Source organism: Candidatus Binatia bacterium (assembly GCA_029243485.1).
Classification (GTDB): domain Bacteria; phylum Desulfobacterota; class Binatia; order UBA12015; family UBA12015; genus VGTG01.
Genome location: JAQWRY010000086.1, coordinates 65,306 through 83,667, shown reverse-complemented (window position 1 = coordinate 83,667; position 18,362 = coordinate 65,306). Strand labels below are relative to the sequence as shown.

Sequence of the window (18,362 nt, the reverse complement as noted above, 5' to 3'; positions counted from 1 at the left end):
CAGGCCTCAGTTCTGGTCTTCGTCGATGGAGACCGCGGCGCCGTTGCTGAGCGCGAAGTGTCCATCGATGACGACTCGGTCTCCGGCAACGGCGCCCTCGAGGATCTCGACGAGATCACCGTCGTTGCGGCCACTGCGAATGACGCGCTCTTCGGCGTGGGCGGCACCGTCCGACTCGGCGACGACGAATAGCGTCATCCTTCCCGCGCGTCGCAAGAGTGCCGCTCGGGGCACGACGGGATGCTGCTCGCCGGGCGCGCGCTGGAGATGGACTTCTCCGATCATCCCCTCGCGCAGGCGAGAGTCGGGCTGATCGAGCCAGAGTTCGACCGCGTAGGTTCCGCTGCCCGCGTCCGAAACCCGGGCGACGCTTCGGATCGCGGCGGAGACGTGCGCGCCGCCGAGGGTGTCGAATCCGATGTCGGCGGGCTGACCGGCCGCCAGTTGTGCGGCTTCGGTCGCGGTGACGCCGGCACGAACGCGGGCCTTGGAGAAGTCGACCATCGTCGCCACCGGCGCGCCGGGCTGGAGGTACTCGCCGACGTCCGCATCGACCTCTTCGACCGAGCCGTCGAACGGGGCTCTGATCGTTGCGTCCGCGAGCGTCTGCTCGCCTCTCGCGAGTGCGACTTGAGCACGTGCCTCCGCCGCCTTGGCGCGCTCGAAGGCGGTCTGTCGGCCGTCCATCTCGCTCTTGGAGATCGTGTTCTGACGGCTCAAGCGGACGCCACGATCGAGTTCGCGTTTCGCATCGGCGAGATCGACTTTCGCCAGGCGGAGCGCGATGCGCGCCTCGTCGACGGCCAGGTTGAGATCGACCTCGTCGAGTCGAAGCAGCGGGGCGCCCTGTGTCACGGTGTCGCCGGGTTCCGCGAGTCGCTCGGCGACACGGCCCGGAACCTTCGCGGCGATTGCGGCTTTTTGAAACGGATGCACGACGCCCGGGACCGTGATCGTTTGCTGCAGGGGCCTCACCTCGGCCATCGCGACGCGGACCCGGATCGCAGGTGTATTTCGTGCTGCGCCCGCAGTGGGCCCGAGGCCGGTCGGCGCGGCGCCCGCGGGGCCGTTGCCGTCGCACGCCGAAGTGATGAGTCCGAGAGTCGCGGAAGCCGCGACGCCGAGTACGAGCGCCCGGAAATTCATGTGGCGCCGTTCTTTCTCTTGCTCTGTCGCAGCCGATGTTCACCGAGGGCGATGAGCGCGATTTCCAGCTGCTCGATCAGCACGGCGGGGTCGAACTCTTCGGGGTTCCGGATCGCCTCGATGGTGGCGCCGTTTCCTAGGGTTCCGGCGAGGAGGGCGCCCTCCTCGGCGACCTTGCGTGCCAATGTTTCGTCCATCGAGCGGTAGACCTCGAAGAGGGCCTCCTCGATAAGCGACCGAAGCCGGGTTTGCAGACGTTCGCTGGGCGCGCGCCAACTGTCGTCGGATTGGCCGCGCTCGAGCGTGATCATCATTTCGAGCCGCTGGAACTCCCGCGGCTGCGCCTCGAATACCGCCCCGGCCCGCCGGAGCATCCGGTGGAGGCGTTCCCGCGGGGGTCCGGGGGCTTCGTAGGCCGCCGAGATCTCCTCGAGCATCCGGCCCGTGCCGCGCTCCATCACGGCTTGGAGGAGCCCCTCCTTGTTCTCGAAGTGCCAGTACACGGAGCTCGCGGGGAGCCCGGACTCCTTGCAGATCGAGGAGATGCTGGCCCCGGCGTAGCCGCGGTCGGCCATTAGGGCTTCGGCCGCATCGAGGATCCGCTCCCGCGAGCGGGCGCCCTGTTCCTGGACTCGGGAGGCGGGTCGGTTGTCTGGTTGTCGTTGGAGCATATCTCTGTAGGGATCGTTCCAGACATCGATAGCTGATGGAAGTACGCCCGTCACGCTTGTTTGGACGCGTGCGGTCCATGGGCGGGTGAGAGAGGAGAGCCGTGGGAGACGGGGGTGGAATGGGCTCGGTGGGGTATCGGAAGCCGGGCGACGAGTTTTTCGACCAGCGCGGTCTCCGCCGGTACGCCGGCGTGGGCTCGCTGTGGGCTCTGGGCGTCGGTGCCGTGATCTCCGGCGACTTCTTCGGGTGGAACTTCGGCCTCGAGGCCGGGGGCTTCGGCGGTCTCCTGATCGCCACTCTGATCATCACCGTGATGTACGTCGGGCTCTGCTTCAGCATCGCCGAGATGTCTCCAGCGCTGCCGCACACGGGCGGTGCCTACTCCTTCGCGCGCTCGGCGATGGGCCCCTGGGGCGGCTTCGTGACGGGGCTCGCGGAGAACATCGAGTACGTCCTCACGCCGGCGGTCATCGTCGTCGGCATCGGTGGATATCTCGGGAACATCTTCGAAACGCCTGCCGCGTTCGCACCGGTCTGGTGGTTCGTCGCCTACGCGGCATTCGTCGGTCTGAACATTTGGGGCGTGGAAGTCACCTTCCGTTTCGCGGTTGGGATCACGATCGTGGCCCTCTCGATTCTCGTGGTCTTCTGGGTCGGAGCGCTGCCGCACTTCTCGCTCGACAACGCGCTGAACATCCCGCCCGATCCAGGAGGGAGCGTGTGGTTGCCGCGGGGCGTCGCGGGCATTGCCTGGGCACTCCCTTTCGCGATCTGGTTCTTCCTCGCGATCGAGGAGCTTCCTCTCGCCGCCGAGGAGTCGCACGATCCCGTCCGCGACATTCCCCGCGGGATGCTCTACGGGCTCCTGACCCTGGTGATCGCAGCGTTCCTCACCTTGTTCCTGAACGCCGGGATTGCGCCCGGCGCCGCCGAGGTCGGGACATCGGACGATCCGCTCTTCCTCGGCTTCCAGACGATCTTCGGTGACGGCATCGGCTCGAAGGTGTTCGCGCTGATCGCGGTCGCGGGGCTCGTCGCAAGCTTCCACACGATCATTTTCGCATACGGCCGCAACATATATTCGCTCTCGCGGGCCGGGTACTTCCCGGCCTTTCTCTCGGTGACGCACGGTACGCGCCAGACCCCCCACGTCGCGCTCATCGTAGGCGCCATCGTCGGCTATCTGGTGGCGCTTCTCATTCACTTCTCCGATGCGATCTTCGGTGACGTCCCGGTCGGTGGCGTGCTCCTCAACATGGCCGTGTTCGGAGCGATGATCGCGTACGCCCTGCAGATGGTCTCGTTCATCTTGTTGCGCCGGGATCTTCCGAACATGGAGCGGCCGTACGTCAGCGCGACCGGCCTGCCCGGTGCGTGGGCGGCGCTTGTCATTGCGCTCGTGACGCTGGTGTTCCTCTTCCTGAATCCGGACTACCGATTGGGCGTGTGGGGTTGCGCCGCCTGGTACACGCTCGGGCTCGGGTACTTCGCGCTCCATGCGCGATACCAACTGATTCTCTCGCCGGAGGAGGAGTTCGCCCGCCGGCATCGTGAGAGCGCGGGGCTGGAGTAGCCTCTAGCCCGAGGGCGGATTCGGCGTCGAACCGGCTACGCTTCGCGCTGTGGTTGGATTGCGTCGAAGATAAGCGTGAGCGCGTAGTCGAGCGCAGTCTCGCGATCGAGCGTGTCCGCGCCGAGTCCCCAATCGCGCAGCGCTCCTAGGATCGACCGCAGAATGAAGTGGGCGAGTGCGTCGGTAGGGATGTCGGTTCGGATCTGTCCGCGAGCCTGCCCGAGTTCGACCAGCGGCAGGATCAGGTTAGGTAGGCTGGCGACTGGGAGCTTCTCCGCGCTCGTGCCCATCTCCAGGATGGCGCGACCGGTGAGTTCGCGTCCCCACTCTTTCCCGCGCACGACCTCGTCGAGGATCTCGTTCATCGCTTCCCGAAACGTCTTGCGATGCACCAGGTCCGGCAGCATGTCGCGGATGCGACTGAGTCGACGCATGCCGTACTCGAGCAGCAGGTCCTCCTTGCGGGGGAAGTGCACGTAGAAGGTCCCCTTCGAAATTCCGGCGGCGCCGACGATCGCATCGACCGTCGTGTTCTCGACGCCGTCGCGCAGGAACAGCTCGTTGGCGGCATCGCGGATCGCGGCCCGGGTGCGCTCGGCGCGGGGTGTCTTGGGCTTGGGGATTGTCTTATTGGGCATGATTTAGACTCTAGTCAGTTTGGTAAACATCTAATTTTACTATATTTACAAGGAGATAGATCTTCCATAGTTGCACGGTAACTATACATCAGTACTACTATTTGTGGGAGCAGGAATCGACGAGCTGGAAGCCTACCTATCCGCTTCGACAGCTCAGAAGAACCAGCCCGCTCCCGGAGGTGGAACGACGATGAAATTCTCTTCTGACGATTGGGCACTGATCCTCGGCGGGTCCAGCGGCTTCGGCCTCGCGACCGCCAAGAAGCTCGCGAGCCACGGCATGAGCATCTGCGTGGTGCATCGGGACCGGCGCGGAGCCATGTCCCGTATCGAGCCTGAGTTCGACGGAATTCGCGCGACGGGCGCGAAGCTCGTCACTAAGAACGCGGATGCCCTCGACACTGCTGTTCGTGCAGAGATCCTCCAGGAGCTCACGGGCGAGATGGGGGCCGCCGGCAGGGTTCGCGTGCTGCTGCACTCGGTCGCTCTGGGCAACCTTAAGCTCATCGCACCCGAGCGCCGTTCGTCGCACGAGGCCGTCGCGGCGCTCGCGAGCGAGCTGGGAATCGAAGGCGAGAAGCTCAGCGAAGCCGTCGACCGTCTCTTCGAAGGGGGTCTCGACGAGTTCAATACCCTCGCGTCTCCGCCGGACTATCCGAGTTCCGCGTTTCTCGAAGACGAGGACTTCGCACGGACGATCCACAGTATGGGTACAAGCCTCCTGAGCTGGACGCAGGATGTGCTCGCGCGAGGCCTGTTCGCCGAGGATGCGCGTGTGTTCGGCCTCACGAGTGAAGGCAACACCGTCGCCTGGAAGGGGTACGCTGCCGTCGCGGCTGCGAAGGTCGCGCTCGAGTCGGTCTCGCGCACCATGGCGGTCGAGCTCGCGCCCTACGGCATTCGGTCCAACGTCATTCAGGCGGGAATCACCGAGACGCCCGCACTTCGCGCGATTCCGGGATCGGGACATTTGAAGGCGCAGGCCCGACTGCGCAATCCGTTCCACCGGCTCACCACGCCCCAGGACGTGGCCAACGTCATCTGTCTGCTCTCCACGAAGGAGGCGAGTTGGATCAACGGCGAAGTCATCCGGGTGGACGGCGGGGAGCACATCTCGGGAGCGGCTTCATGAGCCTGCACCTCCACGCTCTCGGGCATTTCCACCCCGAGAACGAGATCACGAACGACTTCCTCGAAGGTCTCGACATCGGGACCAACGACCAGTGGATCCTCGAGCGCGTCGGTATCCGAGCCCGTCGGACGACGCTGCCGCTCGACTACATCCGCACGACGAAAAACCAGGATCCACGGGCGGCCGCCGAGGCGGCGCTCTATACGAACGCCGAGTCGGGCCGCCGCGCCGCGGAGATGGCGATTGAGCGCGCCGGCATCGACAAGGCGGACATCGGACTCGTTCTGGCCGGCTCGTCGGTCATGGATACCGCGGCGCCGGCGGAAGCCTGCAACGTTGCGCGCGCGCTCGAACTGGAAGTTCCCTCGCTCGACGTGAACTCGGCCTGCACGAGCTTCTTCGCGAACCTCTACATGCTCTCGTTGATGCAGCCGGAAAAGCTGCCTCCCTACGTTTTGGTCGTCTGCCCCGAGGCGTTCACGCGAGCGGTGGACTACACGGACCGGTCTTCGGCCGTTCTGTGGGGAGATGCGGCCGTCGCCGCCGTCGTCTCGACGCACGTGCCCGGGCGCTGTGAGATCCTTCACAACACCTTCGAATCGAGCCCAGCCGGTGCCGAGAAAGTCGTCGTTCCGCGGACGGGTCATTTCCGGCAGGACGGCCGCGCGGTGCAGACCTTCGCGATCCGGAAGACCACGCGCCTGCTCGGCGACTTGCGCGACGAGTTCGCAAACGACGCTCGGTCGATTCACTTCGTCGGTCATCAGGCGAACCTGCGGATGCTCGAAGCCGTCTGCCGTTTCGCCGAGATGCCCACCGACCTTCATCACAGCAATGTCGAGTGGTTCGGCAACACTGCCGCCGCCGGCGCGCCATCGGTCGTCTCTCAGAGCTGGGAGTCGTGGTCGGAAACGGATGACATCGCGATGGTCGGCGTCGGCGCCGGACTCAGCTGGTCCGGGTGCCTCCTGCGCTTCGGTTCAGGGGAAGGAGCGGTATCGTGTTGACGTACGAGCAGTTCCGCGAGTGCTCCGCCTTCTCGCACTCCGACCTTCTTGCCCATGCCCACGGGCGCCTCGTGAGCGACGCGCCGGAAGGGTTCGTCTCGCGGCTGCCGACGCCGCCGATGCTGATGCTCGACCGGATCGTGGAGATCGCGAGCCGCGGGTCGAAGGGGCGAATCGTCGGAGAGCGGGACGTGCGCGTGGACGACTGGTTCTTCCAGTGTCACTTCCTCGGGGACCCCGTGCAGCCCGGTTGTCTCGGCGTGGACGCCGTCTGGCAGCTCATCGGCTTCTACTGCGGATGGGCCGGAGCGATGGGCACCGGGCGTGCACTCGGGTGCGGCGAGGTCGAGTTCAGCGGGCAGATCCGGCCGCACGACTCCATCGTTCGCACCGAGATCGACATTCGTCGATTCGCGGATCTGCCGGCCAAGAAGGCCGCGTTGGCGATCGGAGATGCGACTGTGCTGGTTGACGGGGATCCGATCTACTCCGTGAAGCAGGCCCGCGTCGGGTTGTTCCAGAACATCCAGTACAAGGACTACCCTGAGGCCTCCCAGCTTTCGCGCGGTGGGAGGATGGGGTGAGCGCCGAGAAGCAGGTGGCTCTCGTGACGGGTGCGGGCACCGGAATTGGTGCCGCGTGCTGTCGCCGTCTCTCCGAGAGCGGGTTCCGCGTCGCGGTCCACTATCGCTCGAGCAAGGCACCGGCCCAGCAGTTGGCGGAGGAGCTCGACGACGCGTTCACCGTTCGTGCCGACCTTTCGGTGCCGGAAGAGATCGATGATCTCATCACCACGCTGAAGGAAAGGGCGGGCTGCATTGACGTTCTAGTGAACAACGCCGGAGTGAACGTCAACGGGCCGATGCCGTCGATGAAGATCGACGACTATGACGCGGTCGCGTCGCTCTCGCGGGGTACCTGGTACCTCACGAAGTGCGTCGTGCGGCGCTTCATGCTGAGACAGAAGTCGGGTCGTATCGTCAATATCTCGAGCGTCGTTGGTCACACCGGAAATGCCGGGCAGGTGCCGTACACGATGGCGAAGGCGGGCCTCGACGCGATGACGCGGTCGCTTTCCCAGGAACTCGCGGGCCGTGGGATTCTCGTGAACTCCGTCGCTCCGGGATTCATAGAGACGGACATGACGGGCGAGCTTCCCGAGGAGATTCAGCAGAGCATCCTCGCGCGGGTTCCGCTCGGACGAATGGGAGAACCGCAGGATGTCGCGGATGTCGTCGACTTTCTCGCGACCCGCGCGAGCTACGTGCACGGCACGGTCCTGCACGTGAACGGAGGGATGTACGGTGGCTGAGACGATGACGGCGCCGGAGATCCTGGAGCGCGTTCCGCAGGCAGACCCCTTCCGCTTCCTCGACGAGATCCTCGAAGTCGACGAGGACCACATCGCTGCGGCCGTGCGCTTCAAGGAAGACGCGGACTTTTACCGCGGGCATTTCCCCGGCAATCCGATCACGCCGGGCGTGATTCTCGTCGAGGCCATGGCTCAGGCCGGCGTCGTCGCACACGGGATCTATCTGCTGGCGAACCAAACCGGGCCTGGCGGCGGGGACGGCATGCTCACGCTCTTCACGGACGCCGAAGTTGAGTTTAGCGGAGTCGTGCAGCCAGGCGAACGAGTCCTGATTGAAGGACGAAAGGTCTTCTTCCGCCACAAGAAGCTGCGGTCGGAGGTCGAGATGCGACGCGAGGACGGCACCGTCGTCTGTCGCGGAACGCTCTCCGGAATGGGAGTCGCAAGGTGAGTGAATACGGAAAAAACCGACCAGACCACGAGCGCGTCGTCGTCACCGGGGTAGGTGTCGTCGCACCGAACGCGATCGGCGCGCGGCCGTTTGCCGCTGCCGTTCGCGAGGGGCGCTCGGGGATTCGCAAGATTCCGAAACTCGAAGAGCTGAAGTTCGGTTGCCACGTCGCCGGCGTGCCGGAGGGAGTCGACGAACTCGCCGAGACGAAGTTCGCATCAGACGAATTGCTCGCGATGAACACGGGCCATCGGTACGGCTGCCTCGCTGCGCTCGAAGCCTGGGAGGACGCGGGCCTGGAACGCCCCGGGATCGACAGCACGGAAGTCGATTGGGACACGGGCGCGGTGATCGGCACGGGTATCGGAGGGATGGATACGATCGGAGACAAGGTCGTTCCGTTCACCGACGCAGGCAAGGTCCGTCGACTGGGCAGCACAGCCGTCGAGCAGGTGATGGCGAGCGGGATCTCTGCGCGCGTCTCGGGCCTTCTCGCTCTGGGAAACCAGGTCACGACGAACTCGAGCGCCTGTAGCACCGGTACCGAAGCGATCCTCGAGGGTGCGCAGCGGATTCGAAGTGGTCAGGCGCAGAGGATGCTCTGCGGCGGCACCGAGGGCGCGAGTCACTACGTCTGGGCCGGGTTCGATGCCATGCGCGTTCTCAATCGGGGCTCGAACGCGGCGCCGGCGAAGGCTTCGCGTCCGATGAGTGCGAGCGCGGGTGGGTTCATCCCCGGTTCGGGAGCGGGCGTCCTCGTCCTGGAGAGCCTGCCGAGCGCACTCGAACGGGGCGCCACCATCCAGGCCGAGGTTCTCGGCGGCATGCTCAATTGCGGTGGTCATCGCGGCGGGGGCAGCATGACGGCACCGAACCCGGACGGGGTTCGACGCTGTATCCAGGGTGCGCTTCGTGACGCGGCCATCACTCCCGAGGATGTCGACGCGATCAACGGGCATCTCACCGCAACTGGAGCGGATCCCCGCGAGGTGAAGGCCTGGGCTCAGGCGCTCGAGTGCAATGGTCGGGGCTTGCCCCTGATTACGTCGACGAAGTCCATGGTGGGCCACTGTCTGGGTGCGGCCGGTGCGATCGAATGTGTCGCGTCGATCCTTATGTTGCGTGAGCACTTCATTCATCCGTCGATCAATTGCGAGGACGTGCACGACGAGATCGTGCCGTACGCCGATTCGATCCCGCACACTGCACGCTCGCTGCCTGACATGAAGATCATCGCTAAGGCCGGCTTCGGCTTCGGCGACGTTAATTCCTGCATCGTCTTAGGAAGCTGGGAAGACTGAATCCGAGGCATCCTGCCTCGTCGAACACATAGGAGGAAAGAACAATGAGTGAAGCAGAGACCCAGGTGATAGATCGCGTCGTCAAGATTCTCGCACCGTTTGCGAAGAACGAGGAGGCGCTTGCCTCCGTAAATCCCGAGACGGGGATTCTGGACGACCTGAAGGTCAACTCGGCAAGGCTCGTCGATGCCGTCCTGTCCTTCGAGGATGAGTTCGACATCGAGATCGCCGACGAGGACATCGACGGCGTCAACACGGTGGGCGACGCAGTCCGGCTTATCGAAGCCAAGATCTCCTGAGACGATGGCGGAGCGAGTAGCGCTCCCGCCGCGGGAGCGCGCCTCGCTCGCCCTTCAGAGGGAGATCGGCCGGCTTCTCGCCGCGGTGTGGGTCCCCATCACGGTTGCGCTCATGCGTTTCGGTTTCCGTTGGCGCATCGTGGAGTTGGCCTGTGTCCGACGCAGGTACCGTGAGGTTCGCGCGGAAAGCGATGCTCCGCTGGTCGTCTGCGCGAACCACCTCACGATGCTCGATTCGGGGGTGATCGCCTGGGCGTTGGGTTCGCCCTGGTGGTACTTGACGAGCTACTCGTCGCTGCCGTGGAACATGCCGGAGTGGCGTAACTTCGGGAACTCGCCGATCCGTCGCGTCCTCGTCTACTTGATGAAGTGCGTGCCGGTCGTGCGCGGCTCCGATCGCCAGGACGTCGCGCAGGTTCTCGGGAAGGTGCACTACCTCCTGGAGCGGGGTGAGGTGGTTCTGATTTTTCCCGAAGGGGGGCGTGCGCGGAGCGGTCGGGTCGAGGTCGAGAACTCGGCTCACGGCGTCGGCCGTCTGGTCGGGGAGCTGCCCGGCTGCCGCGTGTTGTGTATCTACGTTCGCGGCGAAGGTCAGGACGAGATGACCGACATCCCGGCTCGGGGCGAACAGTTTCACGTGAAGACCTCTCTTCTCCAACCGACCTCGGCGAAGCGTGGCGTTCGTCGCTCGCTCGATCTGTCTCAACAGATCGTTCGTGAGCTGGCCGAGCTCGAGCGCCAGGTCCTGCAGGAAGCAGCATGATCGGCAACGACATCGTGGACTTTGAAGACCCCGAGGCGCAGCCTACGGGGACGCATCCACGCTTCGATCAGCGCGCGTTCTCGGACGACGAGCGGAAGGCGATTCTCCAGAGTGGCGATTCGGTTCGGGAGCGTTGGGTGTTGTGGGCCGCCAAGGAGGCCGCGTACAAGCTGCTGCGGGCCACCGACCCGACGACGGTGTTCTCGCCACCAAGGTTCGAGGTCACGCGTGCGGGACCCTCGCGCGCGTCGGTACGCTTTGGCGACCGGATCCTCTCGGTCGATCTCGAGATCCGCCGCGGATCCGTCCACGCCGTAGCCCGGTCGGAAGGGCGTCGGCGGATCGTCTCGGCGACTGCGCGGCATCACGGTGCCGACCCGAGTCGGTCGGTCCGAGCTCTTGCGATCGATGCCGTCGCGCCCTACTTGGGCGCAGCGCCGGAGGAGCTTCGGATCGAACGAGAACAGGGCCGGCCGCCGGTCCTCTTCGACAAGGATCAACCGATCGATAGCGCCCTCTCGTTGTCGCACCATGGACGGTTCGTGGCGTTTGCGTGCGAGCTCCCTCCGGGTGCAGGGTGGTCGTCATGAGCGGTTCCACGCCGCGACCGATCCGTCGCCTTGCGATCGTGAACCGTGGCGAGGCGGCGATGCGTTGCATCCGCACGGTCAAGTCCCTTCGCCTGTGTGAAGGGTCGGACCTAACGGCGATCGCGTTGTACACCGACGTCGATCGAGAGGCCCCCTTCGTGCGCCACGCGGACGAGGCGGTGCATCTCGCCAAGCGCGACACGCCGGTGCAGTCCTATCTCGATCTGGATCTCTTGCTGCGTGTTCTCCGCCGGGTCGACGCCGACGCGGTGTGGCCCGGTTGGGGTTTCGTCTCCGAGTCTCCTGCCTTCGTAGAGCGTCTTTCGGCCGAGGGGATTCGTTTTCTCGGTCCGTCCGCCGAAACGATGCGCGCGTTGGGTGACAAGATCGCGGCCAAGCGGCTGGCTGAAGGCGCGGGTGTGCCCGTGACGCCGTGGAGCGGCGGTGAGTTGTCGAACGAACAGGCCGCTCTCCGCGCGGCCGAGCAGGTCGGTTACCCGGTCATGATCAAGGCGTCGGCCGGTGGGGGCGGTCGCGGGATTCGCGCGGCTGACGCCCCGGATCAGCTCGCGGAGGCGTATCGGAGCGCGCAGGCGGAGGCGCTCACGGCCTTCGGTGATGATCGCCTGTTTCTCGAGCGTCGCATTTTGCGCGGACGTCACATCGAAGTGCAGATCGCGGGAGACGTTCACGGGCATCTGATCGTGCTCGGGTGTCGCGATTGCTCCGTGCAGCGTCGCCATCAGAAAGTTCTGGAGGAAGCCCCGCCCCCGAACCTCGCTTCCGCGACGCGTGATGCTCTGTGTGAAGCGGCGCTGCGTGCCGCGCGCGCGGTCGACTACCACGGGCTCGGAACCGTCGAGTTCCTCGTCTTCGGGGAGGAGTTCAACTTCCTCGAGGTCAATCCACGTCTGCAGGTGGAGCACGGGATCACGGAGGCCATCACCGGGCTGGATCTCGTCGAGCTTCAGATCCGCATCGCTCGAGAAGAGTCGCTCGCTCATCTGGAAGTCGTGGAGCGCGGCGTCGCGATCGAAGCGCGTCTGTGCGCCGAAGACCCCGCGGCCGGCTTTCTCCCCTCCCCAGGGCGGGTCGGCCGGTTCGATGCGGCTCTCGGTCCGTCTGTGCGGGTCGATAGTGGTGTCGTCGTTGGGAGCGAGATTCCCGCCGCGTTCGATTCGCTCATCGCGAAGATCATCGCGAGCGGCAGCACGCGCGAGGAGGCGCGGTCGCGATTGGCCGGTGCCCTCGCGGATCTCGATCTCGTCATCGAAGGCGGTGCGAGCAACAAGGGCTATCTTCTGGACCTGCTCGCCGCCGAGCCGTTCCGCAAGGGCATCGTCGATACGGCCTGGCTAGATCGGGAAGCCGTCGGCTCGGCCGACGTCGCCGGCTCGGAGGAGGATCGACAACACGCGCTCGTCGCCGCGTCGATCCTGGCCTATCAGCGGAGCCGCGACATCGCGCGTCGCCGGTTTTATACGGACTCGACGCACGTGGTTCGGTCCCGGATCCCGTCTTCGGTCGGCCAGCAGGTCGATCTGACCCATGCGGGCACCGATTATCGGCTCGCGGTGTATGGCATCGGGGCGTGGCGCTACCGCGTGCATCTGGGGGAAGATTCGGCGCAGGCGAGGCTGGGGGTTCGCGATGAACACACCGCGCGGCTCGATATCGGTGGGCGGGCCCGGCGCTTGGTTTACGATTGGGGCGAGAGCTCGCTGCGCATCGAGATCGATGGACGGCCCTTCCGGTTCAGCACGCAGAGCGCGGGGCAGGTGCGGGCAGAGACGCCGGCGCTGCTCGTTGCGCTCCAGGTGAAGGTGGGGGACCGGGTCGAGTCGGGCCAGACCTTGGGTGTTCTCGAAGCGATGAAGATGGAGATCGCTTTCCGTGCTCCGACGAGTGGCCTCGTTCGCGACGTCTGCGTCAAGCAAGGACAGCAGGTCGGGGCGGGAGACCTTCTCCTCGTGCTCGACGCAGCGGAAGGCGAGAGCTGCGCCCCGGCCACGAACACAGTACGCCTGCCGCATACTACCGAACTCGCCCCGGAGAAGACGGCACGCGAAGAGATCGGCCGCGTTCTGCTCGGCTACGACGTGGATGAGGAGCGTGGAGAGGAGCTCGTGCGCTTCCTGCAGTCCTCACCGATCCCCGACCGGACGTCACGAGAGGGTCGCGACGAGCTTCGCGACGTCCGTCGCGCGATCGTCCAGTTCTCGGACATCGAACAGCTCTTCCTTCGCACGCCGCAGGCGGCCCAGGGCGGCGAAGTCGGTCCGTCCAACAACTCGCGTCTGCGGACTTTCGTTCGACGTCTGCACGCGGGCGGGGCCGGCATCGACGAGACCTTTCTCGACCGGATGCGGGCCGCCCTCGGTCACTACGGCGTCACCGATTTCGCCGACGTCGACCCGCTCGAGCGAGCCATGCTTCGTCTACTTGCCTCCCAGCAGACCGCGGCGCTCCGTCATCGCCTTCTGTTGGGCCTGATCCGACGTCTGGGTACGCTCGGCGCCGCGAGTCGGCGCATCCGGCGCGAAGGCGCGCTCGCCAATGCTCTTTCGACAATCGGCTCGATGAGGGGCCTGGTGAGCGACGCTCTCGCCGACGCGGCGCTCGAGGCGCGACACGCCTTGTTCGACGAGCCTCGGCTGGAACGCCGACTCGCGCGCGTGGGCCCTCGCAAGAGCTTGCCGCAGAAGGCCGATCTCGGAATCGATCGGCTCGCGAAGTTCGATCTCGAGGAGATCCAGGCCGGGGAGGGGCTGCGTTGCTTCTTCGGCCGCAGCCGGGATGTTGCGGGGGACGACCGAATATTCGTCTTCGGCGAGATCCCGGGCGAGACAGCGGCGAAGGGGCGGCTCACGACGGCGCACCTCGCGGCATTCGAGATCGCGTTCCAACGCGCGACGACTGCGATGCGCACGATCCTCACTGAGCGCGACCCGAAGCGTCGACTGCAGTGGAATCGAATCACGCTCTTTGTTGAGCCGGCGATCATGATCGGGCCGGACCTAGCGAGTGAACTCTCGACGCGCCTCGCCCCGGCGACCCGACGCCTCGGACTTGAGAAGGTCGTTCTGCGGCTGAATCTCCTCGACCCGGAGAAGCCGGGTGATCCGGCTCAGGAAAAGGAAGTTGTCGTTGCGGACGTGACCGGCAACCGGATGAACATCCTCGTACGCGACCCCGATCGCGCACCGGTCCAACCCGCCACCGAGTACGAACGGAAGGTCGCGGACGCGCGCCGTCGGCGGCTGGTGTACCCGTACGAGATCATCAGGATGCGCGGCGGTGAGTTCGAGGAGTTCGACATCCGTGACGGCCGCCCCGTGAGCGTGGCCGATCGGGCGTACGGCAACAACGAGAGTGGCGTCGTGTTCGGGATGATTCGTACCCCGATGGAGGGAATCCCCGAGGGGATGGAGCGTGTCCTCGTTCTCTCCGACCCGACGCGCGGCATGGGCTCACTCGCAGGGCCGGAGTGTGACCGGATCGTGGCCGCGATTGATCTTGCCGAAGGGCTCGGTCTTCCCGTGGAGTGGATCCCGATCTCGGCCGGCGCGCGGATCGCCATGGACAGCGGGACCGAGAACCTGGACGCGACCGCTCGGGTCGCCCGACGGATCGTCGAGTTCACCCAGAATCGCGGCGTGATTCACGTGATCGTCTACGGGGTGAACGTCGGCGCGCAGAGCTACTGGGATGCGCTCGCGACGATGCTACCGCATACCCGCGGGGCGCTCGTCATGACGCCGACCGGGTCGATGGTGCTCACCGGGCGTGACGCGCTCGAGGCTTCCGGAGGGGTGGCCGCCGAAGACGAGATCGCGATCGGTGGATTCGAGCGCATCGCGGGGCCAAACGGAGAATCCCAGTTTTTCGCGAACGATCTCTCCTCGGCGTGTGCCCTCCTCGATCAGCACTATCGCTACACCTACGTCGTCGCCGGAGAGGCGTCACCACGTCGTCGCGTGACGTCGGATTCGTTCGATCGAGATGTCTCGGAGTTCCGCTACGAGTCGAATGGCGACAAGAGTTTCTTGACCGTCGGGGAGATTTTCGCGCCGAACACCAACCCCGGGCGCAAGAAGCCGTTCGCGATGCGGCCCGTCATGTCGTCCTTGATCGACCAGGATGGCGGTTCGCTGGAGCGCTGGCATGCCTGGCAGGGTGCCGAGACGGCGATCGTGTGGGACGCGCAATTGGGTGGCCTCCCGATCTCGCTGATCGGGATCGAGAGTCGCACTCTCGCGAGGCATGGCTATCGCTCGTTTGATGGACCCGCCGACTGGAGCGGGGGAACTCTCTACCCGCTGTCCTCGCGAAAGATCGCGAGAGCGCTCAACGCGGCGAGTGGGAATCGCCCGGCGGTGATTCTCGCAAACCTCTCGGGCTTCGACGGTTCGCCCGAGTCGTTGCGGCGGCTCCAACTCGAGCATGGCGCCGAGATCGCGCGGGCCGTCGTGAACTTCGACGGGCCGCTGCTCTTCCTCGTCGTGTCGCGTTACCACGGTGGAGCCTACGTCGTCTTTTCGCAGGCGTTGAATCCGGGGCTGCGTGCGCTGGCGCTCGAGGGTTCCTATGCCTCGGTCATCGGCGGCGGGCCTGCGGCGAAGGTGGTCTTCTCTCGTGAGGTCGAATCCCGCGCGCTCGCGGACCCTCGGGTGCAAGAGCTTCGCGACCAGGTCGGACGGTCGCGCACGGTCGCGTCGCGTGCCGCGTTCGAGGACGCGCTGTCCGAAGCGAGGCTAGCGGCCCAGGCGGAAGTCGCCGCGGAGTTCGACGCCGTCCACACGGTGGAGCGCGCGCGTGACGTCGGCTCGCTGCAACAGATCTTGCCCGTTCGAGAGATGCGACCCCGGCTCATCGCCTCCTTGGAGGAGGCCCTGGCAACGCCGGGAAGAGCATCGAAGGGGGCCGGGAGAGGTCGCTAAGAGCCCGACCCAAGATGGCTCAAAGAGCAGGGTTGGCCGCTTCGGTGGGGGATGATAATTCCTGAGAATGCTGAGCCTTGAGAGACATGCATTCCGGTTTTCGCTGTGCTGTGCGGTTCTCGCAGTTGCCTTCGTTGCGGGCTGCGGAGACTCGGCCACGTCCGGTTCGGGCGGGCCTGCTCCGGTGGACCCAAACGATCCGAAGTACGCCGGACGCGGCCCCTACGAGGTCGGGGTGACCACCGTCGCGCTCGCAGACCGCGAGGTCGAGGTCTACTACCCGGCCGACGCGGGCGCGGTCTTGGGTCGAGAGAAAGCGAGCTACGCCTCCTTTGAGGTGCTGCCGGAGGCGATCGTCGCGATTCTTCCGCCGGCCCTGAACCTCGTCATCCCGCTGGACGCGTATCAAGACGTGCGCGTGAGTGGAGGCCAGAAATTCCCGCTCTTCATATTCAGTCACGGGGCGGGTGGATTCCGGCACGCGTACTCCGGCTTCATGACTCTGCTGGCCTCGCACGGGCTGATCGCCGTTTCGATCGATCATCTCGAGTGGGGACTCCTCGCACAGGTCGGCCTTCGCTCTGCGGACGATGTCGATCGTACGGCGGAAGACGTGCTCCTGGAGACGATCTCACGCCTCGGTGAGGAGGGCGGCGCGGCTTCCTCGGTGCTGAGCGGTGGCGTCGACGTCACTCGCATCGTGACGGCCGGACACTCGGCCGGTGGTCGGGCGGCCTTCGCGCTTCCCGGTCGGCCCGAGATCAAGGCGATGATCGGTTACGCAACCGGGAGTGCCGGGGGGCTTCAGACGGACAAGTCGATCCTCCTGTTCGTCGGTTCGGAAGATGGCGGCGCGACTCGCCTCGAGGAGGCCTACGAGGCCCTCTCGCCGATCAAGCGCTTCGTGTCCGTCGATGCCGCCGGTCACAACAGCTTCACCGATCAGTGCGCCATCATTCACGGCGGGAACAACTTCCTCGACGCGTTGGTCGAGTCCGGCTTCCCGATTCCGGAGAACCTGCTCGCTCTCGCGATCGACGGGTGCCTTCCCGAGAACCTCGAGCCCGCGACTTTCTGGAACGTCATGACGCATTTCACGGTGGCGACCGTGCGCGCCGCCTTCGGCATCGATGCTGAACCTGTAGGTCTCGGAGATGGTGTCGCGGAGGCGTTTCCCGGCGTCACCCTGACCTACCGCCACGAGCTCTAGACTCCCTGGAGCTTTCCATCATGAGAATCCGGATCCTGGCGCATTGGCGGTCTTCGCCATCGGATGCGGTGACTCCGAGACCATCGGGGATCCGACAGCGAATGGCAGTGCCGGGTGTTCGCGCGGCACGTCCGGCCTCGTTCTCGGGGAGGGCGCATACCATCGGTCGGCGGCTACCGTTTCGCGAGAACGGCTTCGGTCTCTTCGACGAGTCGCTTCAGCAGTTGCCCGGCGGGAACAATCTTCTTGATCATTCCGATGCCCTGTCCGGCGAAGCCCGGCCAGATGTCGGCGCGCTTGGACTCCATCGCCGCTTGCATGATGGGGCTCGCGATGAAGGATTGAAACGGCATCGGCAGAGGATCGATTTCGGCGCTCGTGTACGCCTGCGCCCAGCGGTTCTTGATCTGGCGGGCGGGCTTGCCGGTGATGGACCGCGACACCATGGTTCCCTCGTCGGTTGCGTCGACGATCGCTTGCTTCTGGAACGGGAAGAGCGTTGCTTCCTCCGTGGCGAGGAAGGCGCTTCCGATCCAGGCCCCCTCGGCTCCGAGCATGAAGCTCGCGGCGATCCCGCGACCGTCGGAGATTCCGCCGGCGGCAAGGACTGGAATGTCCCCGACCGCATCGACGACTTGCGGTACGAGCGCCATCGTTCCGATCGGCGAGTTGTGACCGCCGGCGTCGTGGCCCTGCGCGACGATGACGTCGAGCCCGGTCTCGGCAACCTGCCGCGCGTGTCGCACGGCACCCACGACAGCCATCACCTTCGTTCCGTTCGCGCGCATCCGGTCGAGCCACGGTGCAGGGTTGCCCAACCCGGCGGCGTAGACGGGTACTTTCTCTTCGACGACAACTTCCATCTGGGACTCGAAGAAGCCCTTGGTGAACATCGCCGCTTCGTCGGAGCCCGGATCCACCACGCGCGGCGGCGGCTCCTCGAGCCCTTCGGCCTCCAGGAATTTCTTCGCGAACTCCTGGTGAGTGGGCACCTGTTCCATCGGGGACGGGCCCCCGGGGGCTGCCTTCGTCGATTTCCCCCGCCGGACTGACGCCGGGAGGAGGGTGTCCACGCCGAATGGTTTGTCGGTGAGGCTCCGGGTCTCTTCGATCCAGGACCGGAGTTCCTTGGGGCCGCAGGCCGCCGCGCCGAGGACGCCGAGGCCACCGGCATTGGAGACGGCAGCGGCAAGGCGCGGAGTGCTCGCGCCGCCCATTCCCGCCAGAACGATGGGCACCTCGATGCCCAGGATGTCGCAGACTCTGTTGTGAAGGCTCATTTCGTGATCTCCCTATTCGTAGGGAACCCTAGCGCAGACTGGCCTCGT

At 65.6% G+C, this 18,362-nt stretch carries 16 protein-coding genes; 12 read left to right on the top strand and 4 right to left on the bottom strand.

Annotation, left to right across the window (positions count from 1 at the left end; all coding sequences use genetic code 11):
- Window positions 1-6: 6 nt before the first annotated feature.
- Window positions 7-1,146 carry an efflux RND transporter periplasmic adaptor subunit gene (locus tag P8R42_25155; protein ID MDG2307880.1) on the bottom strand — a complete coding sequence of 380 codons (1,140 nt, stop codon included), beginning with the start codon at window positions 1,144-1,146 and terminating at the stop codon, window positions 7-9.
- Complete coding sequence (locus tag P8R42_25150; protein ID MDG2307879.1) at window positions 1,143-1,817, bottom strand: TetR/AcrR family transcriptional regulator; 675 nt, start codon at window positions 1,815-1,817, stop codon at window positions 1,143-1,145. The genes P8R42_25155 and P8R42_25150 overlap by 4 nt, the downstream gene beginning before the upstream one ends.
- Window positions 1,818-1,936: 119 nt before the next feature.
- Here P8R42_25150 and P8R42_25145 point away from each other — a divergent pair, with 119 nt between their 5' ends.
- The gene (locus P8R42_25145) at window positions 1,937-3,391 is read left to right on the top strand and encodes an amino acid permease (protein MDG2307878.1); all 1,455 of its coding nucleotides are present in this window, start codon (window positions 1,937-1,939) and stop codon (window positions 3,389-3,391) included.
- 35 nt (window positions 3,392-3,426) lie between these two features.
- On the opposite strand, the gene P8R42_25140 is transcribed toward P8R42_25145, so the two are convergent.
- Window positions 3,427-4,029: a TetR/AcrR family transcriptional regulator gene (locus P8R42_25140; GenBank protein ID MDG2307877.1), complete on the bottom strand. Its 603-nt coding sequence runs from the start codon at window positions 4,027-4,029 to the stop codon at window positions 3,427-3,429.
- Between the two features lie 190 nt (window positions 4,030-4,219).
- On the opposite strand from P8R42_25140, the gene P8R42_25135 reads away from it, so the two are divergent.
- From P8R42_25135 to P8R42_25085, 11 genes are all read left to right on the top strand, one after another.
- Window positions 4,220-5,161 (top strand): SDR family oxidoreductase, encoded by a 942-nt coding sequence (locus P8R42_25135; GenBank protein MDG2307876.1) that lies wholly within the window; start codon window positions 4,220-4,222, stop codon window positions 5,159-5,161.
- 2 nt (window positions 5,162-5,163) lie between these two features.
- Window positions 5,164-6,168: a ketoacyl-ACP synthase III gene (locus P8R42_25130; GenBank protein ID MDG2307875.1), complete on the top strand. Its 1,005-nt coding sequence runs from the start codon at window positions 5,164-5,166 to the stop codon at window positions 6,166-6,168.
- The gene (gene fabA, locus P8R42_25125) at window positions 6,162-6,752 is read left to right on the top strand and encodes a bifunctional 3-hydroxydecanoyl-ACP dehydratase/trans-2-decenoyl-ACP isomerase (protein ID MDG2307874.1); all 591 of its coding nucleotides are present in this window, start codon (window positions 6,162-6,164) and stop codon (window positions 6,750-6,752) included. The genes P8R42_25130 and fabA overlap by 7 nt, the downstream gene beginning before the upstream one ends.
- Window positions 6,749-7,480, top strand: coding sequence for a 3-oxoacyl-ACP reductase FabG (locus tag P8R42_25120; protein ID MDG2307873.1), 732 nt, complete (start codon window positions 6,749-6,751; stop codon window positions 7,478-7,480). The genes fabA and P8R42_25120 overlap by 4 nt, the downstream gene beginning before the upstream one ends.
- Window positions 7,473-7,931 carry a beta-hydroxyacyl-ACP dehydratase gene (locus P8R42_25115; GenBank protein MDG2307872.1) on the top strand — a complete coding sequence of 153 codons (459 nt, stop codon included), beginning with the start codon at window positions 7,473-7,475 and terminating at the stop codon, window positions 7,929-7,931. The genes P8R42_25120 and P8R42_25115 overlap by 8 nt, the downstream gene beginning before the upstream one ends.
- Entirely contained in the window at window positions 7,928-9,232 is a 1,305-nt protein-coding gene (locus tag P8R42_25110; protein MDG2307871.1) for a beta-ketoacyl-[acyl-carrier-protein] synthase family protein, read from the top strand. The genes P8R42_25115 and P8R42_25110 overlap by 4 nt, the downstream gene beginning before the upstream one ends.
- A gap of 44 nt (window positions 9,233-9,276) precedes the next feature.
- Window positions 9,277-9,531 (top strand): phosphopantetheine-binding protein, encoded by a 255-nt coding sequence (locus P8R42_25105; GenBank protein ID MDG2307870.1) that lies wholly within the window; start codon window positions 9,277-9,279, stop codon window positions 9,529-9,531.
- 4 nt (window positions 9,532-9,535) lie between these two features.
- A complete protein-coding gene (locus P8R42_25100; GenBank protein MDG2307869.1) occupies window positions 9,536-10,294 on the top strand; it encodes a 1-acyl-sn-glycerol-3-phosphate acyltransferase in 759 nt (252 codons plus the stop codon).
- Window positions 10,291-10,884 (top strand): 4'-phosphopantetheinyl transferase superfamily protein, encoded by a 594-nt coding sequence (locus tag P8R42_25095; protein ID MDG2307868.1) that lies wholly within the window; start codon window positions 10,291-10,293, stop codon window positions 10,882-10,884. The genes P8R42_25100 and P8R42_25095 overlap by 4 nt, the downstream gene beginning before the upstream one ends.
- Window positions 10,881-15,824 (top strand): biotin carboxylase N-terminal domain-containing protein, encoded by a 4,944-nt coding sequence (locus P8R42_25090; GenBank protein ID MDG2307867.1) that lies wholly within the window; start codon window positions 10,881-10,883, stop codon window positions 15,822-15,824. The genes P8R42_25095 and P8R42_25090 overlap by 4 nt, the downstream gene beginning before the upstream one ends.
- 235 nt (window positions 15,825-16,059) lie before the next feature.
- Entirely contained in the window at window positions 16,060-17,034 is a 975-nt protein-coding gene (locus P8R42_25085) for a hypothetical protein (protein MDG2307866.1), read from the top strand.
- 173 nt (window positions 17,035-17,207) lie between these two features.
- Here P8R42_25085 and P8R42_25080 read toward each other — a convergent pair whose 3' ends face one another.
- The gene (locus P8R42_25080; protein ID MDG2307865.1) at window positions 17,208-18,314 is read right to left on the bottom strand and encodes a nitronate monooxygenase; all 1,107 of its coding nucleotides are present in this window, start codon (window positions 18,312-18,314) and stop codon (window positions 17,208-17,210) included.
- Window positions 18,315-18,362: the final 48 nt, after the last annotated feature.